The following is a 25,406-nucleotide window of genomic DNA, read 5'->3' as shown; positions in this document are numbered from 1 at the left end:
AATCGCATTCGATGGCCGCCATGACCAAGCTTCCCGCCATTCTCGCCCGTCTCGACGACGGGCTCGACGCCTCGCTCGACCGTCTCTCTTCGTGGCTTGAGATTCCCTCGATCGGCACCGATCCGGCCTTCAACGCTCAGACCCGCGCCGCCGCCGAGTGGCTGCGGGCCGATCTGGAAGGGCTCGGCTTCAAGGCTGAATTGCGCGAGACCGGCGGACATCCAGTCGTCCTCGCCCATCGCCCGAAGCCCGGCGCGCCGCATGCGCTGTTCTACGGCCATTACGACGTCCAGCCGGTCGACCCCGTCAGCCTCTGGGAGACCGACCCGTTCAAGCCGGTCGTCCGCGAGCTGGAGCCCGGCCGCAAGATCATCTCGGCGCGCGGCGCCTGCGACGACAAGGGCCAGGTGATGACCTTCATCGAGGCCGTGCGCGCCACGCTGGCCGAGACCGGGGACCTGCCGATCGGCCTCACCATCCTCGTCGAGGGCGAGGAGGAGTCGGGCTCGGTCAACCTGCCGGGCTATATCAAGGCCAATGCCGCCGAGCTGAAGGCCGATTACGCGCTGGTCTGCGACACCGGCATGTGGGACCGCGAGACCCCGCTGATCACCTCGACCCTGCGCGGCATGGTCTATCAGGAAGTCACGCTGACGGCCGCCGATCGCGACCTGCATTCCGGCCTGTTCGGCGGCGCGGCCGCGAACCCGATCCATATCCTCGCGCGCATCCTCGGCGAGATTCACGACGAGACCGGCCGCATCACCATTCCCGGCTTCTACGAGGGCGTGCATGAGCCGACCAACGCCCAAAAGGCCGAATGGGCCGACCTGAACCTGACGGAGAAGGAATTCCTCGGCCAGGTGGGCTTGAAGCACTCCATTGGCGAGAAGGGCCGGATGCTGATCGAGCAGATCCAGTCGCGCCCGACCTGCGACGTCAACGGCATCTGGGGCGGCTATACCGGCGAGGGCAGCAAGACGGTCATTCCGGGCCAGGCCTCGGCCAAGGTCTCGTTCCGCCTCGTCGGCGATCAGGACCCGGCGAAGATCGCCGCCGCCTTCCACCAGTTCATCCGCGAGCGCCTGCCGGAGGACGTGATCGCCGAATTCATCAGCCATTCCGGCTCGCCGGCGCTGGCCGTACCGGTGGATTCGCCGGTGCTCCAGAAGGCGCGCGTCGCGCTCGCCGATGAGTGGGGCGGCCGCGTCGTGTCGATCGGCAGCGGTGGCTCGATCCCCGTCGGCGGCGATTTCAAGCGCACGCTCGGCATCGACACGCTCTTCGTCGGCTTCGGCCTCGACGACGATCGGGTCCATTCGCCGAACGAGAAATACGACCTGTCCTCCTTCCACAAGGGCCAGCGCTCCTGGGCCCGCATCTTGCAAGCTCTCGGTTCATGAAATCTGTCTGTGTTTTCTGCGGCTCCAATCCCGGCAATGATCCCGTCTATGCGGCGGGTGCCCGCGCCATGGGCGCCGAGATCGCCCGGCGCGGATTGACGCTGGTCTATGGCGGCGGCGCGGTCGGCCTGATGGGCATCGTCGCCAATGCGGCGATGGAGGCTGGCGGCGAGGTCCACGGCGTCATCCCCAAGGCGCTGAAGGACAAGGAGGTCGGCCATGTCGGGCTGACCCGGCTCGAGGTCGTCGACACCATGCACACCCGCAAGGCGCGCATGGCCGAGCTCTCGGACGGCTTCATCGCCATGCCCGGCGGCATCGGCACCTTCGAGGAACTGTTCGAGATCTGGACCTGGGGCCAGCTCGGCATCCACGCCAAGCCGCTCGGCCTGCTCAATGTCGCCGGCTTCTACGATCCGCTGGCGACCTTCCTCGACCGCACCGTCGAAGCCGGCTTCCTCAAGCAGAACCACCGGGCGATGGCGATGACCGATACCGAGCCGGCGACGCTGCTCGACCGCATGCAAAACTATGTGCCGGCTGCGACCTATAAATGGATCGAGAAGGAGCAGGCCTGAGGCTTCGGCGGTTGCCCCTCAGGGTTGTAGGAATTTTGTCCTTGACATCGTGGCGCTGATCGGGTAGAGATCAGGAACGCTCACGAAATCTGCCCGAACGAAGCCGCCGCGCTCTCCAGCCGGCGGCTTTTTCGTGCCTGTCATCGGGAAGGACGCGATGGCCGAAGAGGACGAGACAACGCCGCAGCCGGCTGCTGGACCGAAGTCGAAACGGAAGACGATCTCGCGCAAGGCGGTGGTTGGGCAGCTCTGGCGCGCCGCCAAGCGCCAGATCGACACCCATGAGGAACATCTCGCCGACCTGCCGAAGGGCACGACCGCGAGCGAGGCCGACGCCAAGGCGCTCGCCGTGCTCGCCCGCACCGTGCGCGAGCTGGTCGCGATCGAGGAGCCCCCGGCCACGAGGAAGGACAAGCGCACGGATGACCCTTCCGCCGACGATCTGCGACATGTCGCACAGCTCCGTCAGGATCTTGCTCGACGTCTTGAAGCGCTGGCCGCTCAGGATGCGGGTGAGAATTCTCAGGAAGCTGATGCCGACGGCGACGCCGGATGACGTCGAGATCATTCGCAGCACCTGGGAAATCTGGGCGCGGCCCGATCAATTGCCGCCCGAGCCGCTGAAGCCGATCTGGCTGGTGCTGGGCGGGCGGGGCGCCGGCAAGACCCGCACCGGCGCCGAATGGGTCAAGGGCATGGCGCTGGGCCACCCGCCTTTCGCGGAGATGCCGACGGAGCGGATCGCCCTCGTCGGCGAGACGCAAGCACAGGTCCGCGACGTGATGATCGAGGGCGTCTCCGGGCTGCTCTCGGTCCATAATCGCTGGGAGCGCCCGGTCTGGCAGCCCTCGCTGCGCCGCCTGCAATGGTCGAACGGCGCAATCGCACAGGTTTTCACAGCGGAAGACCCGGAAGGCCTGCGCGGCCCGCAATTCGGCGCCGCCTGGTCCGACGAACTGGCGAAATGGCCGAACCTTCAAGAGAGTTGGGACATGCTGCAATTCGGCCTGCGCCTCGGCGACCATCCCCGTCAGGTCGTGACGACCACGCCACGCCCGCTGCCATTGGTGAAGCGCCTGCTGATCGAGCCACATGTCGCGGTGAGCCGGGCGCGGACGCAGGACAACCGCTACAACCTCGCTGCCGAGTTCGTGCGCACGGTCACGCAGACCTATGGCGGCACGCGCCTCGGCCGGCAGGAACTCGACGGCGAGATCGTCGAGGAGAGCCCGGACGCGCTCTGGACGCGGGCGATGATCGAGGCGGCCCGCGAGCGCGAGAAGCCGGCGCTGGCTCGCATCGCGGTCGCGGTCGATCCGCCCGCCACCTCTTCGCAACGGGCGGACCGCTGCGGGCTCGTCGTCGCCGGTGTCGACCATGGCGGCATCGGCCATGTGCTGGAGGATGCGACCTTGGCCGGTGCCCGCCCACAGGAATGGGCGGAGAGGGCGGTCGCGCTCTACCGCCGACATGAGGCGGATGCGCTGGTCGTCGAGGTCAACCAGGGAGGCGAGATGGTCGAAAGCATCATCCGCGAGGTCGATGCCGGCGTTCCCGTGGTCTCCGTCAGGGCGACGCGCGGCAAATATCTTCGCGCCGAGCCGGTCGCCGCGCTCTATGCGCAGGGTCGGGTGCGCCACGCCGGGGCCTTTCCGGAACTCGAGGACGAGATGTGCGCCTTCGGCCCGCTCGGTCTCGAAACCGGTCGCTCGCCGGACCGGCTCGACGCGCTCGTATGGGCGCTGACCCACCTGATGCTGGCACCGAAGGCCCGGCCACGGGTGCGGGGAATTTAGCCCTTCGCTTCCTTCAAGCTCCAACAGCGAGACATCCATGTTCGATTTTCTTCGCAGCCTGCGCGGCCGAACCGCGCCGGGCCAGAAGCGCTCGCGCGTCGGGCCGCTGATCGCGCTGCACGAGGCCGGGCGCGCCGTCTGGACGCCTCGCGACTATGTCGCGCTCTCGCGGGAGGGCTATGAGCGCAATCCGGTCGTGCATCGCTGCATCCGCCTGATTGCGGAAGCCGCGGCCCAGACGCCGCTCGTCGCCAAGGTCGGTTCGCGCGAGGTGCCGGAGCATCCGGCGCTCGCGCTGATCGAGCGGCCCAATCCGCGCCAGGGCGGCATCGCCTTCCGCGAGATGCTGGTCGGGCATCTGCTCGTCGCCGGCAATGCCTATGTCGAGGCGGTGAGCGCTGGTCGCGAGCCGCGCGAACTCTATGCGCTCCGGCCCGACCGGATGCGCGTTGTTCCCGGCCGCGACGGCTGGCCCGAGGCCTATGACTACACGGTCGGCGGCGACACGGTGCGCTTCCGGCAGGACGAGGGCGGCCTGCCGCCGATCCTGCACCTCACGCTGTTCCACCCCGTCGACGACCATTACGGCCTGTCGCCGATCGAGGCCGCGGCGGTCTCGCTCGACATCCACAATGCCGCGGGCAGCTGGCACAAGGCCCTGCTCGACAACGCCGCGCGGCCTTCCGGTGCCCTGGTCTATGACGGGCCGGAAGGCGCGGCGCTGACCGAGGCACAGTTCGAACGGCTCAAGCAGGAGTTGGAAGACTCGTTCCAGGGCGCCCGTAATGCCGGCCGGCCGCTGCTGCTCGAAGGCGGGCTGGACTGGAAGCCGCTTTCGCTGACGCCGGCGGAGCTGGATTTCGTCGCCGCCAAGGGCGTCGCGGCTCGCGAGATCGCGCTCGCCTTCGGTGTGCCGCCGCTGCTGCTCGGCCTGCCCGGGGACAACACCCACGCCAATTTTGCCGAGGCCAATCGCGCACTCTGGCGCCAGACGGTCATCCCGCTGGTGCGCCGCACGGCGCAGTCGCTGGCGCAATGGCTTGGCCCGGCCTTCGGCGACGAACTCACGCTGGAGCCCGATCTCGACGCCATCGAGGCGCTGTCCGACGAGCGGGAATCGCTCTGGCGCCGGCTCGGCGCCGCTACCTTCCTCGACGAGGACGAGAAGCGTGAGGCCGTCGGTTATGGCCGGCGTGCCTCCGGGAAGGAGGGTCCATGAACATGCTCGAACAGGTCGTCGCGGCCTTCGTCGGCCGCGCCGATGTCGGCCATCTCGGCCTGCTGCTCTGGGCGGCGAGCGCCTCGGGGCTGGCCTGGCTCGTCCTGCGCGAACTCACCGCCGCCAATCGCCGCTTCGATGATTTCGTTCGCGAGCTCAACCGCTTCAACGCACGCCACGAGAGGGATTCTCCATGAAAGGCAGAAACGGCGCGGTCAAGCCGCCGCCCAAGGCTCCCGCGCCTGCCCGCGCGGGCAGGGCGTCACGCAGCGGCGCGCCCGTCGAGACCTTCAGCCGCTTCGTCCGCCAGCTCGCCAAGCTGGAGGACGAACGGACGAAGGGTGGCCGGGACGGGGCGGAGGGCGAGCGATGATACCGGCCCGCGCCTCGCTCGAATCCAAGCTGCTGCCGCTTCAGCCCGCCCGGATCGGGCTGGACGGCGTCTTCGAGGGCTATGCCAGCCTGTTCCGCATTCCCGATCTCGGCAAGGACATCATCGAACCCGGCGCCTTCCGCGAGAGCCTGCAACGGCGCGGGCCGGGTGGCGTGAAGATGCTCTGGCAGCACGATCCGGCCGAGCCGATCGGACGCTGGTCGAGCCTGATCGAGGATAGCCGCGGCCTGTTCGTGCGCGGCCGGCTGTCGCTGGCCGTCGCCCGTGCCCGGGAGCTTCACGCGCTGATGCGCGACGGCGCGATCGACGGGCTGTCGATCGGCTTTCGCCACGAGAAGGCCCGCACCGAACCGCGAACCGGCCTGCGCCGGCTCGAACGCATCGATCTCTGGGAAGTCTCGATCGTGACCTTCCCGATGCTGCCGCAGGCCCGGATCGCCGCTGTGAAGGCGACCAGGCCCTCCGCCTTCATTTGACCCATCACCCCCGAGGAGAGACCATGAGCCATCTCAATACCGCGCCCGAGACCAAGGCCGCCGGCGGCGATCTCGCGCTGGCTTTCGAGGACCTGCGCTACACGCTGGAGAACTACCGCGCGACCAACGAGGAGCGCCTTGCCGGCCTCGAAGCGCGGCAGGGCGCCGACCCGCTGACCGAGGAGAAGCTCATCCGCATGGATGCGGCGCTCGACGACACCATGCGCCGCATCGATCGGTTGACGCTGGAGCGCGCCCGCCCGGCGCTCGGCCAGGACGGCCCGCGCGATCCGCTGACGGTCGAGCACAAGGCGGCTTTCGCCTCCTATGTCCGCACCGGCGAGGCCGGCGGCCTGAAGCGGCTGGAATCCAAGGCGCTCTCCGCCGGCTCCGGGCCGGATGGCGGCTATCTCGCACCGGCGACCGTCGAGGGCGAGATCCTGCGCCGCCTGGCCAATGTCTCGCCGATCCGCGCGCTCGCCACCGTCCGCACCATCTCGTCGGGCACCTACAAGAAAGCGTTCTCGACGACCGGCCCGGCCTCCGGCTGGGTGGCGGAGACGGCGGCCCGGCCGCAGGGCGCTTCGCCGACCCTGGCCGAACTGTCCTTCCCGGCCATGGAACTCTACGCCATGCCGGCGGCGACCCAGACGCTGCTCGACGACGCCATCGTCGATATCGACCAGTGGATCGCCGAGGAGGTCGAGAGCGCCTTCGCCGAGCAGGAGGGCGCGGCCTTCGTGAATGGCGACGGCGTCGACAAGCCCAAGGGTTTCCTGGCCTATCCCACGGTCGCCGATGCCAGCTGGAGCTGGGGCAATATCGGCGTGCTCAACACCGGCGTCGCCGGGGCCTTTCCGGCCTCGAACCCCTCCGACGTGCTCGTCGATCTCGTCTATGCGCTGAAGGCAGGCTTCCGCCAGAACGCCTCTTTCGTCATGAACCGCAAGACGCAGGCCGCCGTCCGCAAATTCAAGGACTCCACGGGCAACTACCTTTGGGCGCCTCCGGCCTCGGCCGGCGCGCCGGCGACGCTGCTCGGCTTTCCGCTGGTCGAGGCGGAGGATATGCCGAATGTCGCCAACAACGCGGTTTCGATCGCCTTCGGCGATTTCCGGCGCGGCTATCTCGTGGTCGACCGGGCTGGCGTCCGCATCCTGCGCGACCCCTATTCCGCCAAGCCCTACGTGCTGTTCTACACGACCAAGCGGGTCGGCGGCGGCGTGCAGGACTTTGCCGCGATCAAGGGGCTGAAGTTCGCGGTGTAAATCCGCTCAGCGCGAAAACCACCAGCTGAAGGCGGCGCGGGGCTCGGCTGCCTGCTCGGCCGGCGCCTCGCTGCCGAGCGCCCGCAGCCGCGCGGTGCCCTCGGCGATCCAGCTGCGATAGTCGCTGATCGGGGTGATCGCGGTGAAGCCGCCGCAGATGCGCTTCACCTGCGTCTTCAGCGGGCCGCTCGACCAGCTGACGATGCCGACGAGGTCGCGCGAGCGGGCCCCGCTGCCGCGCAGCACCGGCCCGCCGGAATCGCCGCGGCAGGCGCCGGCGCCCGGCGTCTCGCCGCGGTTCTCGGCATCGACCGCGACCTTGACGGTGTTCTGTGTGGTGTAGTTGCCGGCATTGACGAGCTGCGTCTCACGCAGGCGCCGGGCCGTGCGCTTGTTGTTCTCCGCCGAAAGCCCGTAGCCGGCCATGGTGACGGTTTCGCCCTGCCAGAGGCCGCTGCCCAGCGTCAAAGGCTCGATATCGCCGGGGAGGGGCTGGGCCAGGCGCAGCAAGGCGAGGTCCGTGCCGGGCTGGGTGCGCGGCGTCGTGCCCGGCACGAAGCTCGGATGCGGCAGGACCGCGACCACCATCTGGCGGCGCGCCCTGAAGCGGGTGTCGAGGCTGACCACGCTGATCGAGCCGCCGCCCATCAGACAATGGGCCGCGGTGAGCACGATCTCGGGGGCGATCACCGCGCCCGAGCAGAGCTCGCCGCGGCTCGTTTCGATCCGGACGGTCGAGGCGCGGGCGCCGAGCGCGTCGCGCGAATCGACGCCGCCGACCACGGCTAGCGCCGGCTGAGCGGCACCGGCGATCAGGAAACAGGCAAGGGCGAGGGACGAGCGCGAGATCATGAAACGAACCAATGGACTGGCCGATCAATCTAGGCTGTGGCGCGCCACAGTCCAGCCCCTCCGTCAGCGGCCGCGTGTCCAGCGCGCGCTTTCGCCCCATTTCGACAGGGTGGAATCGATCCAGCCGCGTTGCGGCGCGACCAGGACGCCCTGGCTGAGCAACCCGCATTGGCGCCCGGAAGGGCCGGTCGACCAGCTCGTGACGGCGACGACGCCGTCATCGCCGAAGATAGGCCCGCCGGAATCGCCCTGGCAGGCTCCGGCGCCGGGGCGCTTGCCGCCGCCGGTGGAATCGGCCGCCCAGAGCAGGATGCGGCCGGGGCCGTAGGGCTCGACGGTCGTCAGAGCAGCCGAGCGATAGGTGCCTGTGCTGCGGGCCTCGCCCTCGCGGGAGACGCCATAGCCGGCGAGCGTCACGCTGCTGCCGGCGCGCGGCAGCGAACCGTCGACGAGAGTGGCCACGCTGAACCGGGTGGGCAGAGACTCTGACAGCCGAACCAGCGCGAGGTCGATCGTGCGGCGGCGGCTGCGGATCGCGCCGGCATCGAATTCCGGGTGAATCGCGACCGATGACGGCACGACGAGGACAGGCTCGCCGCCCTGGCGCCAGTGAACGCGCAGTTCCGCTCCGCCGGCGGCGCAATGCGCTGCGGTCAGGATGGCGCGCGCCGACAGGATGATGCCGGTGCAGACCCCGCCGCGGGCGTTCAGCACCATCAGCGTCGAGCCGGCATCCGGCCCGCCCTCCTGTCCGGCCACGACGGCTCGCGCCGGGGCGCTCCCGAAGCTTGCGGCGGCGCAGGCGAGGCCGATGGCGGCGATCCGGTTGGCGATGTGCATCGGGTGCTCCTCTCCGAGAGAGCGCTGAATAGCGCGCCCGACGCCGCAGATGAACCCTCTCGGCCGCGGCTTCGCGGTCGAACCCCTGAAATCGAACGAATGAAGGGAGCGTCCATGACGCCGCTTGCCCTCGGCCCGCCGGCGATGGAGCCGGTGACGCTTGCAGAAGCCCGCCAGTTCCTGCGCCTCGACCAGACCGACGAGGACAGCTTGCTTGCCACCCTGATCACGGCCGCAAGGCTGATGATCGAGGCGGCATCGGGTCGCTGCCTGATCGAGCAGCCCTGGCGCATCGTGCTCGACCGTTGGCCAGCGGGCGGCGAGATCCGCCTGCCGCTCTCGCCGCTGCTGCTGATCGAGGCGGCGCGCGTCTACGACCTGCTGGGATCGGCTCAGGCTGTCGCAGCCGCATCCCTGACCCTGGACAAGACTGCCGATCCGCCGGTCATTCGCCTGACCGGCGAGCTGCCCGAGATCGGCCGTGCCCATGGCGCGATCGAGATCGACATCGTCGCCGGTTATGGCGCGACCGTTGCAGCCGTCCCGGCTCCGTTGAGACAGGCTGTTCTGCGCCTTGCCGCTCGCTGGTTCGAGCAGCGCGGCGATGTCGCCGGCCGCGATGCGCAAGCCTTTCGTCGTCGGCTCCGAAATGGTGGGGCTGACGCATCTGCGCGGCGCGGCGGGCTACCCGATGGTCAACGAGCTCGTGGCCATCGCTCAGGACGTCAAGACCATGCTGCCGGGTTCCGTTCTGACCTATGCGGCCGACTGGACCGAATATGGCGCGGATGTCCGCGACGGCGGGAACACGATCGATTTTCCGCTCGATCCGCTCTGGGCTTCGCCCGCCATCGGCGCGATCGGCATCGATTTCTATCCGCCGCTCTCGGACTGGCGTGATTCCGGCAGCCATGCCGATGCTACGATCGCGCGGGGGCCGGCCGATCTCTCCTATCTGCGCCAGCGCCTCACCACCGGCGAAGCCTATGACTGGTATTATGCCGACGATGCCGGCAGGGCGTCGCAGTTACGGCTGCCGATCACGGACGGCATCTATGGCAAGCCCTGGATCTACCGGCCGAAGGACCTGTGGGGTTGGTGGAGCCAGGCCCATATTCGCCGCAGCGGCGGCATCGAGACGACAGCGACGCCGTTCGTGCCGGGCGCGAAGCCGATCTGGCTGACCGAGGTCGGCGTGCCGGCCGTCGACAAGGGCGCCAATGCGCCCAACATGTTCCCCGATCCAAAATCGGACGAGGGCGGCTTTCCGCCGTTTTCGAGCGGCACGCGCGACGATCTCGTGCAGGCGCGAGCGCTGGAGGCGATCATCTCGGGCTTCGATCCGGCGCGGGCAGGATTCGATGCCGCGCGCAACCCGGTCCATCCGGTCAGCGGCATCCGTATGGTCGATCCCGGTCGGATCTTCGTCTGGAACTGGGATACGCGGCCCTTCCCGGCCTTTCCGGATCTCTCCGATACCTGGGCCGACGGGGCGAGTTTCGAGACCGGACATTCGCTGAACGGGCGTCTGGAAGGCGCGCCGGTCGATCGACTCGTCGCGAAGCTGCTCGCCGATTTCGGCCTACCGCCAGCCGAGCGAACCACGGTCGATGGCTTCGTCGACGGCTATGTGCTCGACCGTCCGCTGACGGCGCGCCAGGCGCTGGAGCCGTTGGCTCAGAGCTTCGGCTTCGATCCGGTCATGAGCGCGGGCATGCTGCGTTTCGAGGGCAGGGGCGGCAAGGTCTCGCGCCTGCTTGGCACGGATGACCTCGTTCCCGACCGCGATGGCGAGCCGTTCACGCTGCGGCGCAGCCAGGAGACCGAGCTGCCGCTCGAACTGCGCCTCGGCTTCAGCGACAGCGAGGCCGATTATCGCAGCGCGGCTGCGCGTTCGCGCCGTCTGGCCGGCGCTGCCCGGCGCGAGGTCGCGGTCGAAACCGCGATCGTGACCCGTTCTGCCGAGGGACGGCGCCTGGCGGATCAACGCCTTCAGGAGGCTTGGGCCGGGCGCGAGACCCTCGAATGCGAGCTGTCGCCACGCTGCATCGCGATCGAGCCCGGCGATGTGCTGTCCGTTCCGGTCGACACGGGTAGCCGCCTGTTTCGCGTCACCCGCATCGCCGACGGTCCGACGCGCCGGATCAGCGCCCGCGCGGTCGAGCCGGCGGTCTATGTTTCCGCGGGAGCGGGCGGCGGCACGCGTCCGCCGCGAACCCCTCCGGCGCTGCCCGGCCGTCCTTTGGCCGTGCCGCTCGCCCTGCCGGTCGTCACCGTGCAGCCGCCGCCCTTGCTCTCGCTGGCGGCTTTCGCTGCGCCCTGGCCGGGTGGACTCGCGATCTGGCGGGCCAACGAGGCCGGGCTGTTCGATCTCGACGGGCTCGTCGAGGCGCCGTCGATCGTCGGCGAGACCCTGATGGTGCTGCCGCCGGGACCGCTCTGGCGGACGGACCGTCGCGCCGTGCTGGAGGTCCGGCTGCGCGGTGGCGTGCTGTCCTCGGTCTCCCCGGAGGCGGCGCTGGCGGGCGCGAATGCACTGGCGCTGGTCGGAGCGGACGGCGCGCTCGAGATCGTCACGGTCTCGCAGGTCGAGCTGACGGGTCCGCAGCAGTTCCGCCTGTCCGGCCTGATTCGCGGTATCGGGGGCAGCGAAGCCGTCGCTGCACGGGTTCTCCCGGTCGGCTCGCGCGTCGTGGTGCTGGATGGCGCGGCCGTTGCGCTGACCACGAACCTTGCCGATCTCGGCCGGACTCGGCGCTACCGCGTCGGCCCGGCCCGCGACGATGTCGGCGATGCGACGATGGTCGAGTTTTCGGTTCCGATCGCCGGGGACGCGCTCGTCCCGTTCTCACCGGTCCGCCCGAAGGCGGCGCGGGCAGGGGCCGGTATCGTCGTGGACTGGATCAGGCGGACGCGAATCGACGGCGATTCCTGGGACCTGGTCGAAGTGCCGCTTGGAGAAGAGGCAGAGCGCTATGAAATTGGCATCCTCGACGGCGAGACGGTGCTGCGTACCGAAATCGTGAACGCGCCGGAATGGACCTATCTGGCCGCACAGGAACTCGCCGATTTCGGTTCCGAGCAACAGGAGATCGGGCTTTCGCTTCGGCAGCTCAGCGCCGTGGTCGGCCCTGGCCGTGAATGGCGTGGACTGATTTCGGTGCGTTGATCTACTGTGAGTTGTGAACGGGGCTATGCATTCATGGCGCATTCACGCGGATGGGATTAGCCCATGTCGATGATGCCGGTCGAAACGATCCTTGCCTTTGCGCTCATCGCCTCCTCGCCGATGCCGGTGATCCGCGTCGACGATGCGACGCCGATCTCTTGCCTGTCCTCCGAAGAAACGCGTGATGCCGTCGCCGAGGGGCGCGTCATCCAGCCGGCCGAGGCCTCGCGCCATGCCCGCCACGCCGCCCCGGGCGAGGTCGTTCGCATCAGGCTCTGTCGACAGGGCGAGGATTTCGTCTATGTGGTGACGACGCTGAAGCGCGACGGCCGCGTTGCGCGGGTGACGCTGGAAGGACAATCCGGCAAGATCGCCACCATCCGCTGACAGCCGTCGCGGCTTCCCCAACTGGAGCGACCCTACCGTGAGATTGCTCGTCGTCGAGGACGACAAGGACCTCAACCGCCAGATCGTGACCGCGCTCGAGAACGCCGGTTATGCCGTCGACAAGGCTTTCGATGGAGAGGAAGGCCTCTATCTCGGCGAGACCGAGCCCTATGATGCGGTGATTCTCGACCTCGGCCTGCCGAAGGTCGATGGCGTTGCCGTGCTGCAGGGCTGGCGCCGCGCCGGCAAGACTATGCCGGTGCTGATCCTGACCGCGCGCGATCGCTGGAGCGACAAGGTCTCCGGCTTCGACGCCGGCGCCGACGACTATGTCGTCAAGCCCTTCCATGTCGAGGAACTGCTGGCGCGCGTCCGGGCGTTGCTGCGCCGCGCCGCCGGCCATGCCACCTCGGAGCTGGTCTGCGGGCCTGTCCGGCTCGATACGCGGGCGAGCCGCGTCGTCGTCGACGGCAACCCGGTCAAGCTCACGTCGCACGAATACCGGCTGCTCTCCTACCTGATGCATCATCAGGGCCGGGTGGTGTCGCGCACCGAGCTGGTCGAGCATCTCTACGATCAGGATTTCGATCGCGATTCCAACACGATCGAGGTCTTCGTCGGGCGGCTGCGCAAGAAGCTCGGCGTCGACATCATCGAGACCGTCCGGGGCCTCGGCTACATCGCCGCCGCCCCGGAAAAGGTCTGATCGCGGGAGATGCTGCTTAAATCCCATCGCTATTCGCTGGGAACGCGGCTCTTCTTCTCCGCAGCCGTCTGTTGCGTGCTCATCCTCGTGCTGGCCGGCGTCGGCCTCACCACTTTCTATCGCCGCTCGGCCGAGCGCGGCTTCGACGAGCGGCTCTCGGTCTATATCAAGCAGCTGGTCGCCGACCTTGCCGCGCCGCCCGAGACCGAGCGCCAGACGATCGGCGATCTTGGCGAACCGCGTTTCGACCTGCCGCTGACCGGCTGGTACTGGCAGATCACGAGGCTCGACGGCGAGCGGCCGAATGTCCGCGCCTCGCGCTCGCTGGTCGGCGGGCAACTCCCCAAGCTGCTCGACCAGTCGATCACGCCGAACAGCCGGGGCCTGCGCGAAAGCTATGTCTCCGGCCCTGACGACCGGCTCCTGCGCATTCTGGAACGCGAGATCGATGTCGGCGAGGACGGGCGCTTCACCGTCGCTGTCGCGGCTCCAGCCGACGAGATCGAGGGAGACATACGGGACTTCCGCTTCGCGCTGGCGATGACCTTCCTGCTGCTCGGCATCGCCCTGGTCGCGTCGACGCTCGTGCAGGTTCGCTTCGGCCTGCGCCCGCTGGTGCGCCTGCGCTCTGCCGTCGGCACGGTGCGGACCGGCGAGAATCCGCGGATCGTCGGGCAGTATCCGCCCGACCTCGCGCCGCTCGCCAGCGAGCTCAACCAGCTCATCGACGCCAATCACGAAATCCTCGACCGCGCCCGCACGCAGGTCGGCAATCTCGCCCATGCGCTGAAGACGCCGCTCAGCGTCATGATGAACGAGGCCGACACGAGCGGCGACGGCCAATTGCCGCAGACCGTCCGTGCACAGGCCGCGATCATGCGCGACCAGGTCCAGTATTATCTCGACCGGGCGCGGGCGGCGGCTCTGTCGGGCGCGCTCGGCGGCGTGACCGAAATCGCGCCCTCTCTCGATGCGTTGCTGCGCACCTTCACCAAGATATCGCAGGGCAAGGGCATCTCGGGTTCGCATATGATCGCGCCCGGCCTGCGCTTCCGCGGCGAGAAGCAGGATCTGGAGGAGATGCTCGGCAACCTCCTCGACAACGCCTTCAAATGGGCGTCCTCGACCGTCGAGGTCTCGCTTGCCAGCGAGAAGGCGCCGGATACCGAGCGGGTCGCGCTCCTGATCGACGATGACGGCCCGGGCCTGCCGGAGGAGGCGATGGCCGAGGTTCTGAAGCGAGGGCGCCGGCTCGACGAGACCACGCCGGGCTCGGGACTTGGCCTCTCGATCGTGGTCGACATCGCCAAGCTCTATGGCGGCGGCCTGACCCTGCATCGCTCACCGCTCGGCGGATTGAGGGCGCGCCTCGAGCTGCCTTCGGTTTAGAAAAATTCCTGGGCGCGTGACCCTTTGTCACCATGAACCCGAGCCGATGATTGGCTAAGAACCGCGCATGATGATCTGGGCCATCTTTGCAGCCATGACGGGAGCGGCGATCTTCGCCTTGCTCCGGCCGCTGAGCCATGGCCGTACGGAAGGATTCGGCGATACGGCCGATGCCCGCAGCCTCTATCGCTCTCAGCTCAAGGAGATCGACCGCGATCTCGCCCGCAAACTGATCGGCGAGGAGGAGGCGCAGGCCGCGCGTACCGAAGCCGGCCGCCGCCTTCTGCGCGCTGCCGGCGATGAAGCCGGAGCTGCGGGCGAAACCGAGCCGTCGCTGCGCCGCCGCCGGGCGAGCTCCGCCTTGATGCTCTCGGTCGTGCCGCTGCTCGCGCTGCTGATCTACGGCCTCTACGGCTCGCCGAACCTGCCCGACCAGCCGCTGGCGGCGCGGCTTGAAAAGGCCGGCCCCCAGCAGGATTTCGCGATCATCCTCGCGCGCATGGAGGCTCATCTCGCCGCCAATCCGGGCGATGCGAAGGGCTGGTCGCTGCTCGCGCCGATCTATCTGCGCCAGGGCCGCTACGAGGAGGCCGCGAAAGCCTTTGCCGCAGCCGTCCGCTTCGGGAAGCCCGATGCCGATCTGCTGGCCGGCCTGGGCGAGGCCCGCATCATGGAAGCCGGTGGTGTCGTCACCGCCGCGGCACGCGAAGCCTTCGCCGAAGCCGTCAAACTCGATCCGAAAAGCCCGCGGGCCCGCTATTACCTTGCTCTCGCCAAGGAACAGGACGGCGATGGCGAAGGCGCGCAGGCCGCGCTTGCCCAGCTCCTCTCCGAAGCCCCCGCCGATGCCGACTGGACCGGCGCCGTTCGCGCCCGGCTGGAACGCATGCAGGCCGATGCCGGCCGCAAGGCGGTCGCTGCCCTGCCCGAGGCCGAGCGTCAGCAGGCGATCAAGGCGATGGTCGATGGGCTGGCCGAGCGCCTGAGCGCCGGCGGTGGCAGCCTGCCCGAATGGAGCCGCCTGATCCGCGCCCGCACCGTCCTCGGCGACAAGCCTGCGGCGATGCAGGCCGTGAAGACCGCTCGCGAGCGGCTGGCCGATGACAAGGACGCGCTTGCGGCCATCGACGCTCTCGCCGATGAATTGGCCTTGAAGGAGGCCGCGCCATGACGATTGCCCAGCCGACGCGGCCGCTCCCGGCGAAACGCCGCTTCACCCGCAAGCAGCGCAGGCTGACGCTGATCGCGGCGGCCGGTGCCGTGTTGGCCCTGGCGGCCGGCCTCGTCCTCTTCGCGATGCGCGACACCATCGTCTTCTTCTACGGCCCGACCGAGATCACCGAGAAGGGCGTGCTGCCGGGCACCCGCATGCGCCTGGGCGGGCTGGTCGAGGTCGGATCGGTCCGGCGCAGCGACGGCAAGCGCGTCACCTTCGCGGTGACCGACGGCAGGACCTCGATCAAGGTCGGCTATGACGGCCTCCTGCCCGATCTCTTCCGGGAAGGGCAGGGCGTGGTCACCGAAGGCGTCTTCGAAGGCGCCGGACGCTTCAGGGCGGATTCGGTGCTGGCCAAGCATGACGAGACCTATATGCCGCGCGAAGTCGCCGACACGTTGAAGAAGCAGGGGCATTGGCAGCCGGGCGGTGCCGGCGCTCCTGCCGCTGCGCCGGCAAAGCCGTGAGCCTGACATGATCGTCGAGATCGGCCATTACGCGCTGGCGCTCGCGCTCGGCGTTTCCGTGATCCAGGCGGTGGTGCCGTTCTGGGGCGTGTTCCGGCAGGACCGGACCCTGGCCTCGGTCGGCAGCAGCGCGGCGCTGGTTTCGTTCGCGCTGGTCGCTCTGTCCTTCGCGGCTCTGGTTGCGTCCTATGTCCGCTCCGATTTCTCGGTCGGCAACGTCGTCGCCAATTCCCATTCGGCACAGCCGCTGATCTACAAACTGACCTCCGTCTGGGGCAACCACGAAGGCTCGATGCTGCTCTGGGTGCTGATCCTGACGCTGTTCGGGGCGCTCGTCGCATTGTCGCGTCGCTCGCTGCCGCCGCGCCTGCGGGCAGGCGCGCTCGCCGCGCAGGGGCTCGTCGCGGTCGCCTTCCTCGCCTTCACCCTGCTGACCTCGAACCCGTTCCAGCGATTGTCGCCGGTGCCGGCCGAAGGGCAGGATCTCAACCCGATCTTGCAGGATCTCGGCCTCGCGATCCACCCGCCGCTGCTCTATGTCGGCTATGTCGGCTTCTCGATCACCTATGCCTTCGCGGTCGCGGCCCTGATCGACGGGCGCATCGACGCGATGTGGGCGCGCGCCGTCCGGCCCTGGACGCTGCTGGCCTGGACCTTCCTGACGCTCGGGATCGCGATGGGCTCCTACTGGGCCTATTACGAACTCGGCTGGGGCGGCTGGTGGTTCTGGGACCCGGTCGAGAACGCCTCCTTCATGCCCTGGCTCGCCGGCACGGCCCTGGTCCACTCGACCGTGGTGATGGAGAAGCGCGACGCGCTGAAGGTCTGGACGATCCTGCTCGCGATCCTGACTTTCTCGCTTTCGCTGCTCGGCACCTTCATCGTCCGCTCGGGCGTGCTGACCTCGGTCCATTCCTTCGCCACCGATCCGGCGCGCGGTCTCTTCATCCTCCTGATCCTGATCTTCTTCGTCGGCGGCTCGCTGGCGCTCTTCGCCTGGCGCGCGCCCTTGCTGCGGCAGGGCGGCCTGTTCGCGCCGGTGTCCCGGGAGAGCGCGCTCGTCGTCAACAACATCTTCCTGGCGACGGCCTGCGCCACCGTCTTCGTGGGCACGCTCTATCCGCTGCTGCTGGAGATGGTGACCGGCGACAAGATCTCGGTCGGCCCGCCCTTCTACAACGCGACCTTCGTGCCGGTGATGGTGCCGCTGCTGCTGATCCTGCCGCTCGGCCAGTCGCTGGCGTGGAAGCGTGGCGACCTGCTCGGCGCGGCGCAGCGCAATGCCATGGCCTTCGGGCTCGCGGTTCTGGCGGCGCTCGCCCTGTTTTTCTTCACCCGCGGCGGGCCGGTGCTGGCGCCGCTCGGCGTGGGCCTCGGCGTCTTCCTCGTCCTCGCCGCCGGTTTCGATCTCGGCGAGCGCATCGTGACGCGCGCCAGCGGCTGGCGGGCGATGCTGTCGCGGGCACGCGGTCTGCCGCGCTCGGCCTGGGGCACGGCTCTGGCCCATGCCGGCATCGGCCTGAGCATCATCGGCATCGCCGCCCAGGCCTGGAGCACCGAGGCGATCACCGTCCTGAAGCCCGGCGAGCGCCTGACCAGCGGCCGCTACACCATCGTGCTGGAAGGCATGTCGCCGCGCACCGGGCCGAATTTCCGGGCCGAGGTCGCGCGTTTCCGGGTCTTCTCGGGCGATCGCGAGCTCGCACCGGTCGAGGCCTCCAAGCGCGTCTATACGGCCCGGTCCATGCCGACGACGGAGGCCGGCATCCGCACGGACGGCCTGAGCCAGGCCTATGTCAGCCTCGGCGAGGCGCAGGATGGCGGTGTCGCGGTGCGTCTCTACGACAAGCCGCTGATCCTGCTGATCTGGATCGGCTCGCTCGTCATGGCGCTCGGCGGCGGGCTTTCGCTGACCGACCGGCGCTTCCGGCTGGCGGCGCCCAAGCGCGCCGCGCCTGTCGCCGCCGTGCAGCCGGCGGAGTAAGGTCGATGCGGCGGATCGCGCTCATCCTTGGCCTGATGCTGCTGGCGGCACCGGCGGTGCAAGCCGTGCAGCCCGACGAGATCCTGCCCAATGCGGCGCTGGAGCAGCGGGCGCGCAACATTTCCGGCGGCCTGCGTTGTCTCGTCTGTCAGAATCAGTCGATCGATGATTCCGACGCGCCGCTCGCCCGCGACCTGCGCATCCTCGTCCGGGAGCGCATCGTCGCCGGCGATGACGACAAGGCGGTGGTCGATTTCGTCGTCGCTCGCTACGGCGATTTCGTCCTGCTGCGCCCACCGCTCAACGCGCAGACGCTGCTGCTCTGGGGCGCGCCCTTCCTCATTCTGCTCGCCGGTGTCGCCTTCGTCTGGCGGCGCGGGCGGCAACGGATGAATGATGAGGTCGCCGCCACCGCGCCGCTGACCGACGAGGAGCGCAGCCGCATCGACAGGCTGATGCGGGACGAGCAGGGCTGAACCCCGCAACCTTACGAAAGCGTCATCTTCAGGCCAAAGCCGCGTAAGGCGGCCGGCGTCATGGTTCTCGTCACGAGCAGGGGAAAGCGCCCTGTCGCTCCACGAGGTTCATACCATGACGACACAGAACGACACCCGTAAGTCCATCCTGAAGCGCGGCGCGCTCCTGGCGGGCACCGCCATCCTCGGCATCGGCCTCGCCGCCGGCATTGCCGACAGCGCCCTGATGCAGAACCACAATGCCGTCGCCCAGCCGATCCAGCTCTCGGGCGCCCAGACCACGCTGCCCTCCTTCGCCGACCTCGTCGAGAAGGTGAAGCCGGCCGTCGTCTCCGTCCGCGTCAAGACGCAGACCGCTGCTGCCGGCGACGAGCAGAATCTCGATGACCTGCCGCCGCAGCTGCGCCGCTTCTTCCGCGAGCGTGGCGAGGGCGCTGCCCCGAGCAAGCCGCAGCCGCGCCAGGGCATGTCCCAGGGCTCGGGCTTCTTCGTCAGCCAGGACGGCTATGTCGTGACCAACAATCACGTCGTCGAGAACGCCGTCGAGGTCCAGCTCGTCACCGACTCCGGCAAGACGCTGGATGCCAAGGTGGTCGGCACCGACCCGCGCACCGATCTGGCCCTGCTGAAGGTCAAGGATGCCGGCGACTACGCCTTCGTGCAGCTTGCCGACGGCAAGGCGCGCATCGGTGACTGGGTGCTGGCGATCGGCAATCCGTTCGGTCTTGGCGGCACGGTCACGGCCGGCATCGTCTCGGCCCAGGGCCGCGACATCGGCTCGGGCCCCTATGACGACTTCATCCAGATCGACGCGCCGATCAACCGCGGCAACTCGGGCGGCCCGACCTTCAACCAGAAGGGTGAGGTCGTCGGCGTCAACACCGCGATCTTCTCGCCCTCCGGCGGCAATGTCGGCATCGCCTTCGCGATCCCGGCCTCCACCGTCAAGCAGGTGGTCGAGTCGCTGAAGAAGGACGGCACGGTGGCGCGCGGCTTCATCGGCGTGCAGATCCAGCCGGTCACGACCGAGATGGCCGACGCCATCGGCCTGAAGGAGGCCAAGGGCGCGCTCGTCGCCGAGGCGCAGGGCAACGGCCCCGCCGCCAAGGCCGGCATCCGCCGCGGCGACACCATCACCGCGGTCAACGGCGAGGCGATCAAGGACGCCCGCGAGCTGTCGCGCAAGATCGCGACCTTCGCGCCGGGCGCCAAGGCCACGATCACGCTCTTCCGCGAAGGTAAGTCGCGGGACGTGACCTTCGAGGTCGGCCGCCAGCCGGCGGCCTGAACCGGAAGTGCATCGGGCTTCCCCGGAAAGCTGCCCTGCTTTCCGGTCCGATGCTGAGCAGGGTCCCTTCGGTTTCCTGTCGCCCCAGCCGAGGGACCTTGCCGTCGCGGCGGCAGGCCGGATGCGTATCATCCGGCCTGCCGTTCTCGCGTTTGATAGGCTAGGGTTGATCCATGCGACTCCTGATTGTCGAAGATGATGCCGAGGCTGCGGCCTATCTGACCAAGGCTTTCCGCGAGGTCGGCCATGTCGCCGACCATGCCGCGGACGGGCTGGAAGGCTATGCCATGGCCGAAGGCGGCGGCTATGACGTGCTGGTCATCGACCGCATGCTGCCGCGCCTCGACGGGCTCTCCCTGATCCGCTCGCTGCGCGAGCAGAAGGACGACACCCCCGCGCTGATCCTCTCCGCGCTTGCCCAGGTCGACGACCGGGTGAAGGGCCTGCGTGCCGGCGGCGACGACTATCTCCCCAAGCCCTATGCCTTCTCGGAGCTTCTGGCTCGTGTCGAGGTGCTGGCTCGCCGGCGCAGTGCGCCCGCCTCGGAGCCGACGACCTATCGCGTCGGCGAACTGGTGCTGGACCGGCTCGCCCATCGCGTCACCCGCGAGAGCCAGGAGATCGTGCTGCAGCCGCGCGAATTCCGCCTGCTCGAATATCTGATGAAGCATGCCGGCCAGGTCGTGACCCGCACCATGCTGCTGGAGAACGTCTGGGACTATCACTTCGATCCCCAGACCAATGTCATCGACGTGCATGTCAGCCGCCTGCGCGCCAAGGTCGACAAGGGCTTCGAGCAGCCGATGATCCACACCATCCGCGGCGCCGGATACATGGTCCGTGATAGCGCGCGCTGACGCCTCCCCGCACAAGCGCCAGCGCTTCCTGCCGACGCTGTTCCGCACGACCGCCTTCAAGCTGACGGCGGCCTATCTCGTCATCTTCGCGCTCTTTGCGGCGTTCGCGCTCGGCTATGTCGCCTGGAATGCGCAGCGCCTGCTGACCGACCAGATCCGCTCGACCATCGATGCCGAGATCCAGGGCCTGGCCGAGCAGCAGCGTCAGGGCGGCATCCGCCGCCTCGTCAACATCATCGAGCGCCGCTCGCGGGCGCCGGGTGCCTCGCTCTATCTCGTCACCACGCCGGTCGGCGAGCGCATCGCCGGCAATGTCGAGGCGATCCCGCCCGGCACGCTCGACCGCACCGGCGAGAGCGAGATCGAGTATGCGCGCTCCAGCGAGACCGTCGACACGCCGAGCCGCGCGCTCGTGCGGGTCTACATGCTGCCGGCCGGCTTCCGCCTTCTCGTCGGCCGCGATCTTGAGGAGCGCGACAGGCTCGGCATCGTCATCCGCCGTGCTGCCGGTTGGTCGCTGGCTCTGGTCTTCGTCCTCGGCTGCTTCGCCAGCTGGTTCGTGGCGCGGCGCGTGCTAAAGCGCATCGACGGCATGACCGAGACCGCGCATGGCATCATGGCGGGCGACCTGAAAGGCCGGCTCGCCATCACCGGTACGGGCGACGAGCTCGACCGGCTGGCGCTCAACCTCAACGCCATGCTCGACCGGATCGGCGAGCTGATGGCCGGCATGCAGCAGGTCACCGACAACATCGCCCATGACCTCAAGACGCCGCTGACCCGCCTGCGCAACCGCGCCGAAGAGGCGCTGCGCACGGCGAAGTCGCCGGATGAATTGCGGGCCGCGCTCGATGGCGCGATCGAGGAGGCGGACAACCTGATCCGCGTCTTCAACGCGCTCCTGATGATCGCGCGGCTGGAGGCCGGCCGCATCAGCGAGAACATGAGCGAGCTCGACCTCTCCGAGGTCGTCTCGGGCCTCGCCGAACTCTACGAACCCCTGGCCGAAGAGGCCGGCCTGTCGCTCGCCTGCACGGTCGAGCCGGGCCTGAAGGTGCATGGCAATCGCGAGCTGATCGGGCAGGCCCTCAACAACCTGATCGACAACGCCCTGAAATATGGCGGTTCCGAGCAGGGCGGCGACGGCACGGTTGCGGTCTCGGCCCGGCAGATCGGCGATCAGGTCGAGCTCTCCGTCGCCGATCATGGACCCGGCATTCCGGAGGCCGATCGCGGCCGCGTGCTCGATCGCTTCGTGCGGCTCGATGCCAGCCGCAGCAAGCCGGGCTTCGGCCTCGGCCTCTCGCTGGCGGCGGGCGTGGTGCGCCTGCACGGTGGCCAGATCAGGCTGGAGGATAACGAGCCGGGCCTGCGCGTGGTCATTCTCCTGCCGGCGGGGAGCCCGAAGCCTGTGGACATGCCGGCCCTGACGGAGCCCGCCGCCTCGACAGCGGCGCCAAACCCTGCTGGCGTGGCCTCGCTTTGAAGGCCTGCCGGTTTCGCAGGGAAACACATCGTCATCCCGGACGGAGCGAAGCGGAGCTCCGGGATCCATCCTAGGGCGCTGTGCTCTACGATGGATCCCGGATCGGCGCCGCTTCCGCGGCTTGTCCGGGATGACGATGTGTTTCCCTGCGAACTCGGCAGCACCCATCAAGCTTGCTGAGTTGTGGGAGGCGCAAGATGACCGGACGGCTCTGTGACAGGCTCGAGGCTGCGCCGGTCCTGCCGGCGAAGGCCAAGGCCGAGGCGCTGCTGAAGCGCGAGCTGATCGAACGCCTCCATGACGAGGAAGCGGCCGGGGTGCTCCAGGCGCATCTGGCGGAGCACCCGCCGAGCGCAGCGCTGGTCGCGGGCATTCTCGCCCATTCGCCTTTCCTGACGCAGATCATGCGTTTCGATCCAGCCGGCTTGCTTGCTGCCTTGACCCAAGCGCCTGAAGCCCGCCGCGACGCGTTGCTTGGTGATATCGCGGCTTTCGCCGCTGCCGAGTGCGAGACACCCGACCTGATGCGGGAACTGCGTCGCTTCCGCCGCTCCATGGCGCTCCTGATCGCGCTCGCCGATATCGGCGGCGCCTGGGATGTCGAGACCGTGACGGCCGCTCTCACCGCGACCGCCGACACGGCGACGCGTCTCGCCACCAACCATGTCCTGCGTCAGGCGGCCGATCTCGGCCGGATCAACCTCGCCGACCCCGCCGATCCCGGCCTCGGCTCGGGCCTCGTCGTGCTGGCGCTCGGCAAGCACGGTGCCGGAGAGCTGAACTATTCCTCGGATATCGACATCGTCGTCTTCTTCGACCCGGAGGCGGCTGAAGCCGCCGGCGTCGGCGAGCCCACAAGCTTCTTCGTCAAGCTGACCCAGCAGATCGCGCGCATCATTCAGGAGCGCACGCCGGACGGCTATGTCTTCCGCGTCGACCTGCGCCTGCGGCCGGACCCTGCCTCGACCCATGTCGCGGTCTCGCTGCCCTCGGCCTATTCCTATTACGAGACGGTCGGCCAGAACTGGGAACGCGCCGCCATGATCAAGGCGCGGCCCATCGCGGGCGATATCGAACTGGGCCGGCGCTTCCTCAAGGACCTCGCCCCCTTCATCTGGCGCAAGTATTTCGACTTCGCGACCATCGCCGATATCCACGCGATGAAGCGTCAGATCCAGACCGTGAAGGGCCACGAGACCATCGCGGTCGCCGGCCATAACGTGAAGCTCGGCCGCGGCGGCATCCGTGAGATCGAGTTCTTCGTCCAGACACAGCAGCTCGTCTTCGGCGGGCGCCGCCCGGCGCTTCGCGGCCCGCGCACGCTGGAGATGCTCGGCGAATTGACGACCGAGGGCTGGATCACACCGCAAGCCCGCGACGAACTCTCCGAATCCTATCGCTGGCTGCGCACCATCGAGCACCGCCTGCAGATGCAGGCCGACGAGCAGACGCAGACGCTGCCCAAGGCGGCAGGCGAGCTCGAAGCCTTCTCCCGCTTTTGCGGCTATCCCTCGACGGCCGCTTTCGGCAAGGCGCTGACGGCCCATGCCAGGCGCGTCGAGGGCCATTACGCTCTGCTTTTCGAAGAGGGGCCGAGCCTCGCCTCCGAAGCGGGAACGCTGAGCTTCACCGGTTCGGAAGCCGACCCCGAGACGATCGAGACGCTCGGCAAGCTCGGCTTCCGCGATGGCGCGACCGCGGCGGAGACGGTGCGCGGCTGGCATTTCGGCCGCCGCGCCGCTGTCACCAGCGCGCGTGCCCGCGAGGTTCTCACGGAACTGACGCCGGCCTTGCTCGTCGCCCTTGGCCGCACGGCCGACCCCGACGGGGCGCTCGCCCATCTCGACAACGCTTTCGTCCGCATGCCGGCTGCGGTCGAGCTGCTGACGCTGCTGCGCTCGCATGATTCCCTGCTGACGCTCTTCGCCGAGATCCTCGGCAGCGCGCCGCGCCTCGCCAAGGTCGCGGCCCTGCACCCGCATGTGCTCGACGGCGTCATCGATCCCGCCTTCGGACAAGCGGTGCTCGATGTCGAAGTGCTGGAGCGCCGCATCCGCAACTATGTCGGCTCGCCCCCGCCCAGCGTCGAGGATGGGCTCGACCGCCTGCGCGATGCCGCCCGGCAGGAGAATTTCCTGGTCGGCGCCCGCCTGCTCTCCGGCGTCTATCCGGCGCAAGGGGCGGGGCAGGCCTATTGCGCGGTGGCGGAAGCCTGCCTGCGTGTCGCCTTCGCCGATACGCGCCGGTCCTTCGTCGACGATCACGGCGCGATCGAGGGGGCGGAGACCGTGGTGCTTGGCCTTGGCCGGCTCGGCGCGGGCGAGCTGACGCCCTCGTCCGATCTCGATCTGATCCTGCTCTACGACCGCCCGGAGGAGGCCGGCTCGAGCGACGGCGCCAGGAGCCTCGACCCCGTCACCTGGCATGTCCGCTTCACCCAGCGCCTCGTCGCGGCGCTGACCGTGCCGACGCGGCGCGGCACGCTCTATCAGGTCGACATGCGCCTGCGCCCGACCGGCAACAAGAGCCCGGCCGCGACCCAGTTCGCCGGCTTCGAGGCCTATCATTCCGGAGAGGCCGAGATCTGGGAGGAGATGGCGCTGACCCGCGCCCGCGTCGTCGCCGGCGATCCCGGACTGGCCAGGCGGGCGGAAGCCTCGATCCGCGCGATCCTCTCGCGCAAGCGCGAGCCCGCCAAGGTCGCGGCTGCAGTCGCCGAGATGCGCGCGCTGATCGCCAAGGAGAAGGGCGAGAAAGACCCGTGGGACCTGAAGCTAGCGGCCGGCGGCATCACCGATCTCGATTTTCTCGCCCAGTTCCTGCTGTTGGCCTATGCCAGCGGGTATCCCGGCCTGATCGTCAACGACACGGCCTCGGTCTTCGTGGCGGCCAAGGCGGCGGGCCTTCTTTCGGACGGGGACGCCTCGACTTTGCTGGAAGCTCATCGCCTGATCGGCGATGTCCAGCTCTGGCAGCGCTTCACCGTCGAGGAGGCTTTCGATCCCAAGGCCGTGCCGCCCCGGGTGCTGCGCCGCATCGCGACGGCGGTCGGCCGTCCGGATGCGAAGGTGCTGAAGGCGGAGCTGGACGAGGTCCGGGGCGCTGTGCGGGCGATTTTCACCCGCATCCTGTCCCAGGCGAAGGCCGGCTGAATC

General features: G+C 68.8%; 23 protein-coding genes and 1 pseudogene. 22 read left to right on the top strand and 2 right to left on the bottom strand.

Annotated features, from left to right (window positions below; translation table 11 throughout):
• The first annotated feature begins 20 nt into the window (after positions 1–20).
• The 9 genes from WFK61_RS00195 (at position 21) to WFK61_RS00155 (ending at position 7,134) form a co-directional block, all read left to right on the top strand.
• A complete protein-coding gene (locus tag WFK61_RS00195) occupies positions 21–1,403 on the top strand; it encodes a M20/M25/M40 family metallo-hydrolase (protein ID WP_336809458.1) in 1,383 nt (460 codons plus the stop codon).
• Positions 1,400–1,981, top strand: coding sequence for an LOG family protein (locus WFK61_RS00190; RefSeq protein ID WP_336809456.1), 582 nt, complete (start codon positions 1,400–1,402; stop codon positions 1,979–1,981). The genes WFK61_RS00195 and WFK61_RS00190 overlap by 4 nt, the downstream gene beginning before the upstream one ends.
• Positions 1,982–2,138: 157 nt before the next feature.
• Entirely contained in the window at positions 2,139–2,537 is a 399-nt protein-coding gene (locus WFK61_RS00185) for a hypothetical protein (RefSeq protein ID WP_336809454.1), read from the top strand.
• A complete protein-coding gene (locus WFK61_RS00180; protein WP_336809452.1) occupies positions 2,515–3,777 on the top strand; it encodes a DNA-packaging protein in 1,263 nt (420 codons plus the stop codon). The genes WFK61_RS00185 and WFK61_RS00180 overlap by 23 nt, the downstream gene beginning before the upstream one ends.
• A 37-nt stretch (positions 3,778–3,814) precedes the next feature.
• Positions 3,815–4,996, top strand: coding sequence for a phage portal protein (locus WFK61_RS00175; protein ID WP_336809450.1), 1,182 nt, complete (start codon positions 3,815–3,817; stop codon positions 4,994–4,996).
• Positions 4,993–5,193, top strand: coding sequence for a hypothetical protein (locus tag WFK61_RS00170; protein WP_336809448.1), 201 nt, complete (start codon positions 4,993–4,995; stop codon positions 5,191–5,193). The genes WFK61_RS00175 and WFK61_RS00170 overlap by 4 nt, the downstream gene beginning before the upstream one ends.
• Positions 5,190–5,369, top strand: a complete 180-nt coding sequence (locus WFK61_RS00165) for a hypothetical protein (protein ID WP_336809446.1) — start codon at positions 5,190–5,192, stop codon at positions 5,367–5,369. The genes WFK61_RS00170 and WFK61_RS00165 overlap by 4 nt, the downstream gene beginning before the upstream one ends.
• Positions 5,366–5,866 (top strand): HK97 family phage prohead protease, encoded by a 501-nt coding sequence (locus tag WFK61_RS00160; protein WP_336809444.1) that lies wholly within the window; start codon positions 5,366–5,368, stop codon positions 5,864–5,866. Before WFK61_RS00165 ends, WFK61_RS00160 begins: the two co-directional genes overlap by 4 nt.
• A 23-nt stretch (positions 5,867–5,889) precedes the next feature.
• Complete coding sequence (locus WFK61_RS00155) at positions 5,890–7,134, top strand: phage major capsid protein (protein WP_336809442.1); 1,245 nt, start codon at positions 5,890–5,892, stop codon at positions 7,132–7,134.
• 6 nt (positions 7,135–7,140) lie between these two features.
• On the opposite strand, the gene WFK61_RS00150 is transcribed toward WFK61_RS00155, so the two are convergent.
• Both WFK61_RS00150 and WFK61_RS00145 read right to left on the bottom strand, forming a co-directional pair.
• Entirely contained in the window at positions 7,141–7,986 is an 846-nt protein-coding gene (locus WFK61_RS00150) for a S1 family peptidase (RefSeq protein ID WP_336809440.1), read from the bottom strand.
• A gap of 63 nt (positions 7,987–8,049) precedes the next feature.
• Complete coding sequence (locus tag WFK61_RS00145) at positions 8,050–8,826, bottom strand: S1 family peptidase (RefSeq protein ID WP_336809438.1); 777 nt, start codon at positions 8,824–8,826, stop codon at positions 8,050–8,052.
• 99 nt (positions 8,827–8,925) lie between these two features.
• Here WFK61_RS00145 and WFK61_RS00140 point away from each other — a divergent pair.
• The 13 genes and pseudogenes from WFK61_RS00140 to WFK61_RS00080 form a co-directional block, all read left to right on the top strand.
• A pseudogene (locus WFK61_RS00140) lies at positions 8,926–9,396 on the top strand (head-tail connector protein); the annotation flags it as partial.
• 34 nt (positions 9,397–9,430) lie between these two features.
• Entirely contained in the window at positions 9,431–11,995 is a 2,565-nt protein-coding gene (locus WFK61_RS00135; RefSeq protein WP_336809437.1) for a baseplate multidomain protein megatron, read from the top strand.
• Between the two features lie 63 nt (positions 11,996–12,058).
• The gene (locus WFK61_RS00130; protein WP_336809435.1) at positions 12,059–12,382 is read left to right on the top strand and encodes a PepSY domain-containing protein; all 324 of its coding nucleotides are present in this window, start codon (positions 12,059–12,061) and stop codon (positions 12,380–12,382) included.
• Positions 12,383–12,419: 37 nt separating this feature from the next.
• The gene (locus WFK61_RS00125; RefSeq protein WP_336809433.1) at positions 12,420–13,088 is read left to right on the top strand and encodes a response regulator transcription factor; all 669 of its coding nucleotides are present in this window, start codon (positions 12,420–12,422) and stop codon (positions 13,086–13,088) included.
• Positions 13,089–13,097: 9 nt separating this feature from the next.
• Positions 13,098–14,477 carry a sensor histidine kinase gene (locus tag WFK61_RS00120; protein WP_336809431.1) on the top strand — a complete coding sequence of 460 codons (1,380 nt, stop codon included), beginning with the start codon at positions 13,098–13,100 and terminating at the stop codon, positions 14,475–14,477.
• A gap of 67 nt (positions 14,478–14,544) precedes the next feature.
• Positions 14,545–15,648 carry a c-type cytochrome biogenesis protein CcmI gene (gene ccmI / locus WFK61_RS00115; RefSeq protein WP_336809429.1) on the top strand — a complete coding sequence of 368 codons (1,104 nt, stop codon included), beginning with the start codon at positions 14,545–14,547 and terminating at the stop codon, positions 15,646–15,648.
• Complete coding sequence (ccmE, locus tag WFK61_RS00110) at positions 15,645–16,160, top strand: cytochrome c maturation protein CcmE (RefSeq protein ID WP_336809427.1); 516 nt, start codon at positions 15,645–15,647, stop codon at positions 16,158–16,160. Before ccmI ends, ccmE begins: the two co-directional genes overlap by 4 nt.
• Before the next feature lie 7 nt (positions 16,161–16,167).
• Complete coding sequence (locus WFK61_RS00105) at positions 16,168–18,144, top strand: heme lyase CcmF/NrfE family subunit (protein ID WP_336809425.1); 1,977 nt, start codon at positions 16,168–16,170, stop codon at positions 18,142–18,144.
• A 5-nt stretch (positions 18,145–18,149) separates the two neighbouring features.
• A complete protein-coding gene (locus WFK61_RS00100; RefSeq protein WP_336809423.1) occupies positions 18,150–18,620 on the top strand; it encodes a cytochrome c-type biogenesis protein in 471 nt (156 codons plus the stop codon).
• 115 nt (positions 18,621–18,735) lie between these two features.
• A complete protein-coding gene (locus WFK61_RS00095) occupies positions 18,736–19,908 on the top strand; it encodes a trypsin-like peptidase domain-containing protein (protein WP_442896240.1) in 1,173 nt (390 codons plus the stop codon).
• A gap of 173 nt (positions 19,909–20,081) precedes the next feature.
• Positions 20,082–20,765: a response regulator transcription factor gene (locus WFK61_RS00090; protein WP_336809421.1), complete on the top strand. Its 684-nt coding sequence runs from the start codon at positions 20,082–20,084 to the stop codon at positions 20,763–20,765.
• Positions 20,749–22,251, top strand: a complete 1,503-nt coding sequence (locus tag WFK61_RS00085; protein ID WP_336809419.1) for a sensor histidine kinase — start codon at positions 20,749–20,751, stop codon at positions 22,249–22,251. Before WFK61_RS00090 ends, WFK61_RS00085 begins: the two co-directional genes overlap by 17 nt.
• Before the next feature lie 197 nt (positions 22,252–22,448).
• Positions 22,449–25,403 carry a bifunctional [glutamine synthetase] adenylyltransferase/[glutamine synthetase]-adenylyl-L-tyrosine phosphorylase gene (locus WFK61_RS00080; RefSeq protein WP_336809417.1) on the top strand — a complete coding sequence of 985 codons (2,955 nt, stop codon included), beginning with the start codon at positions 22,449–22,451 and terminating at the stop codon, positions 25,401–25,403.
• Positions 25,404–25,406 lie beyond the last annotated feature (3 nt).

The sequence above is a fragment of the Allobosea sp. MMO-172 genome (genome assembly GCF_037147855.1).
GTDB lineage: Bacteria > Pseudomonadota > Alphaproteobacteria > Rhizobiales > Beijerinckiaceae > Allobosea.
This window is presented reverse-complemented; position numbering and strand designations above follow the sequence as displayed.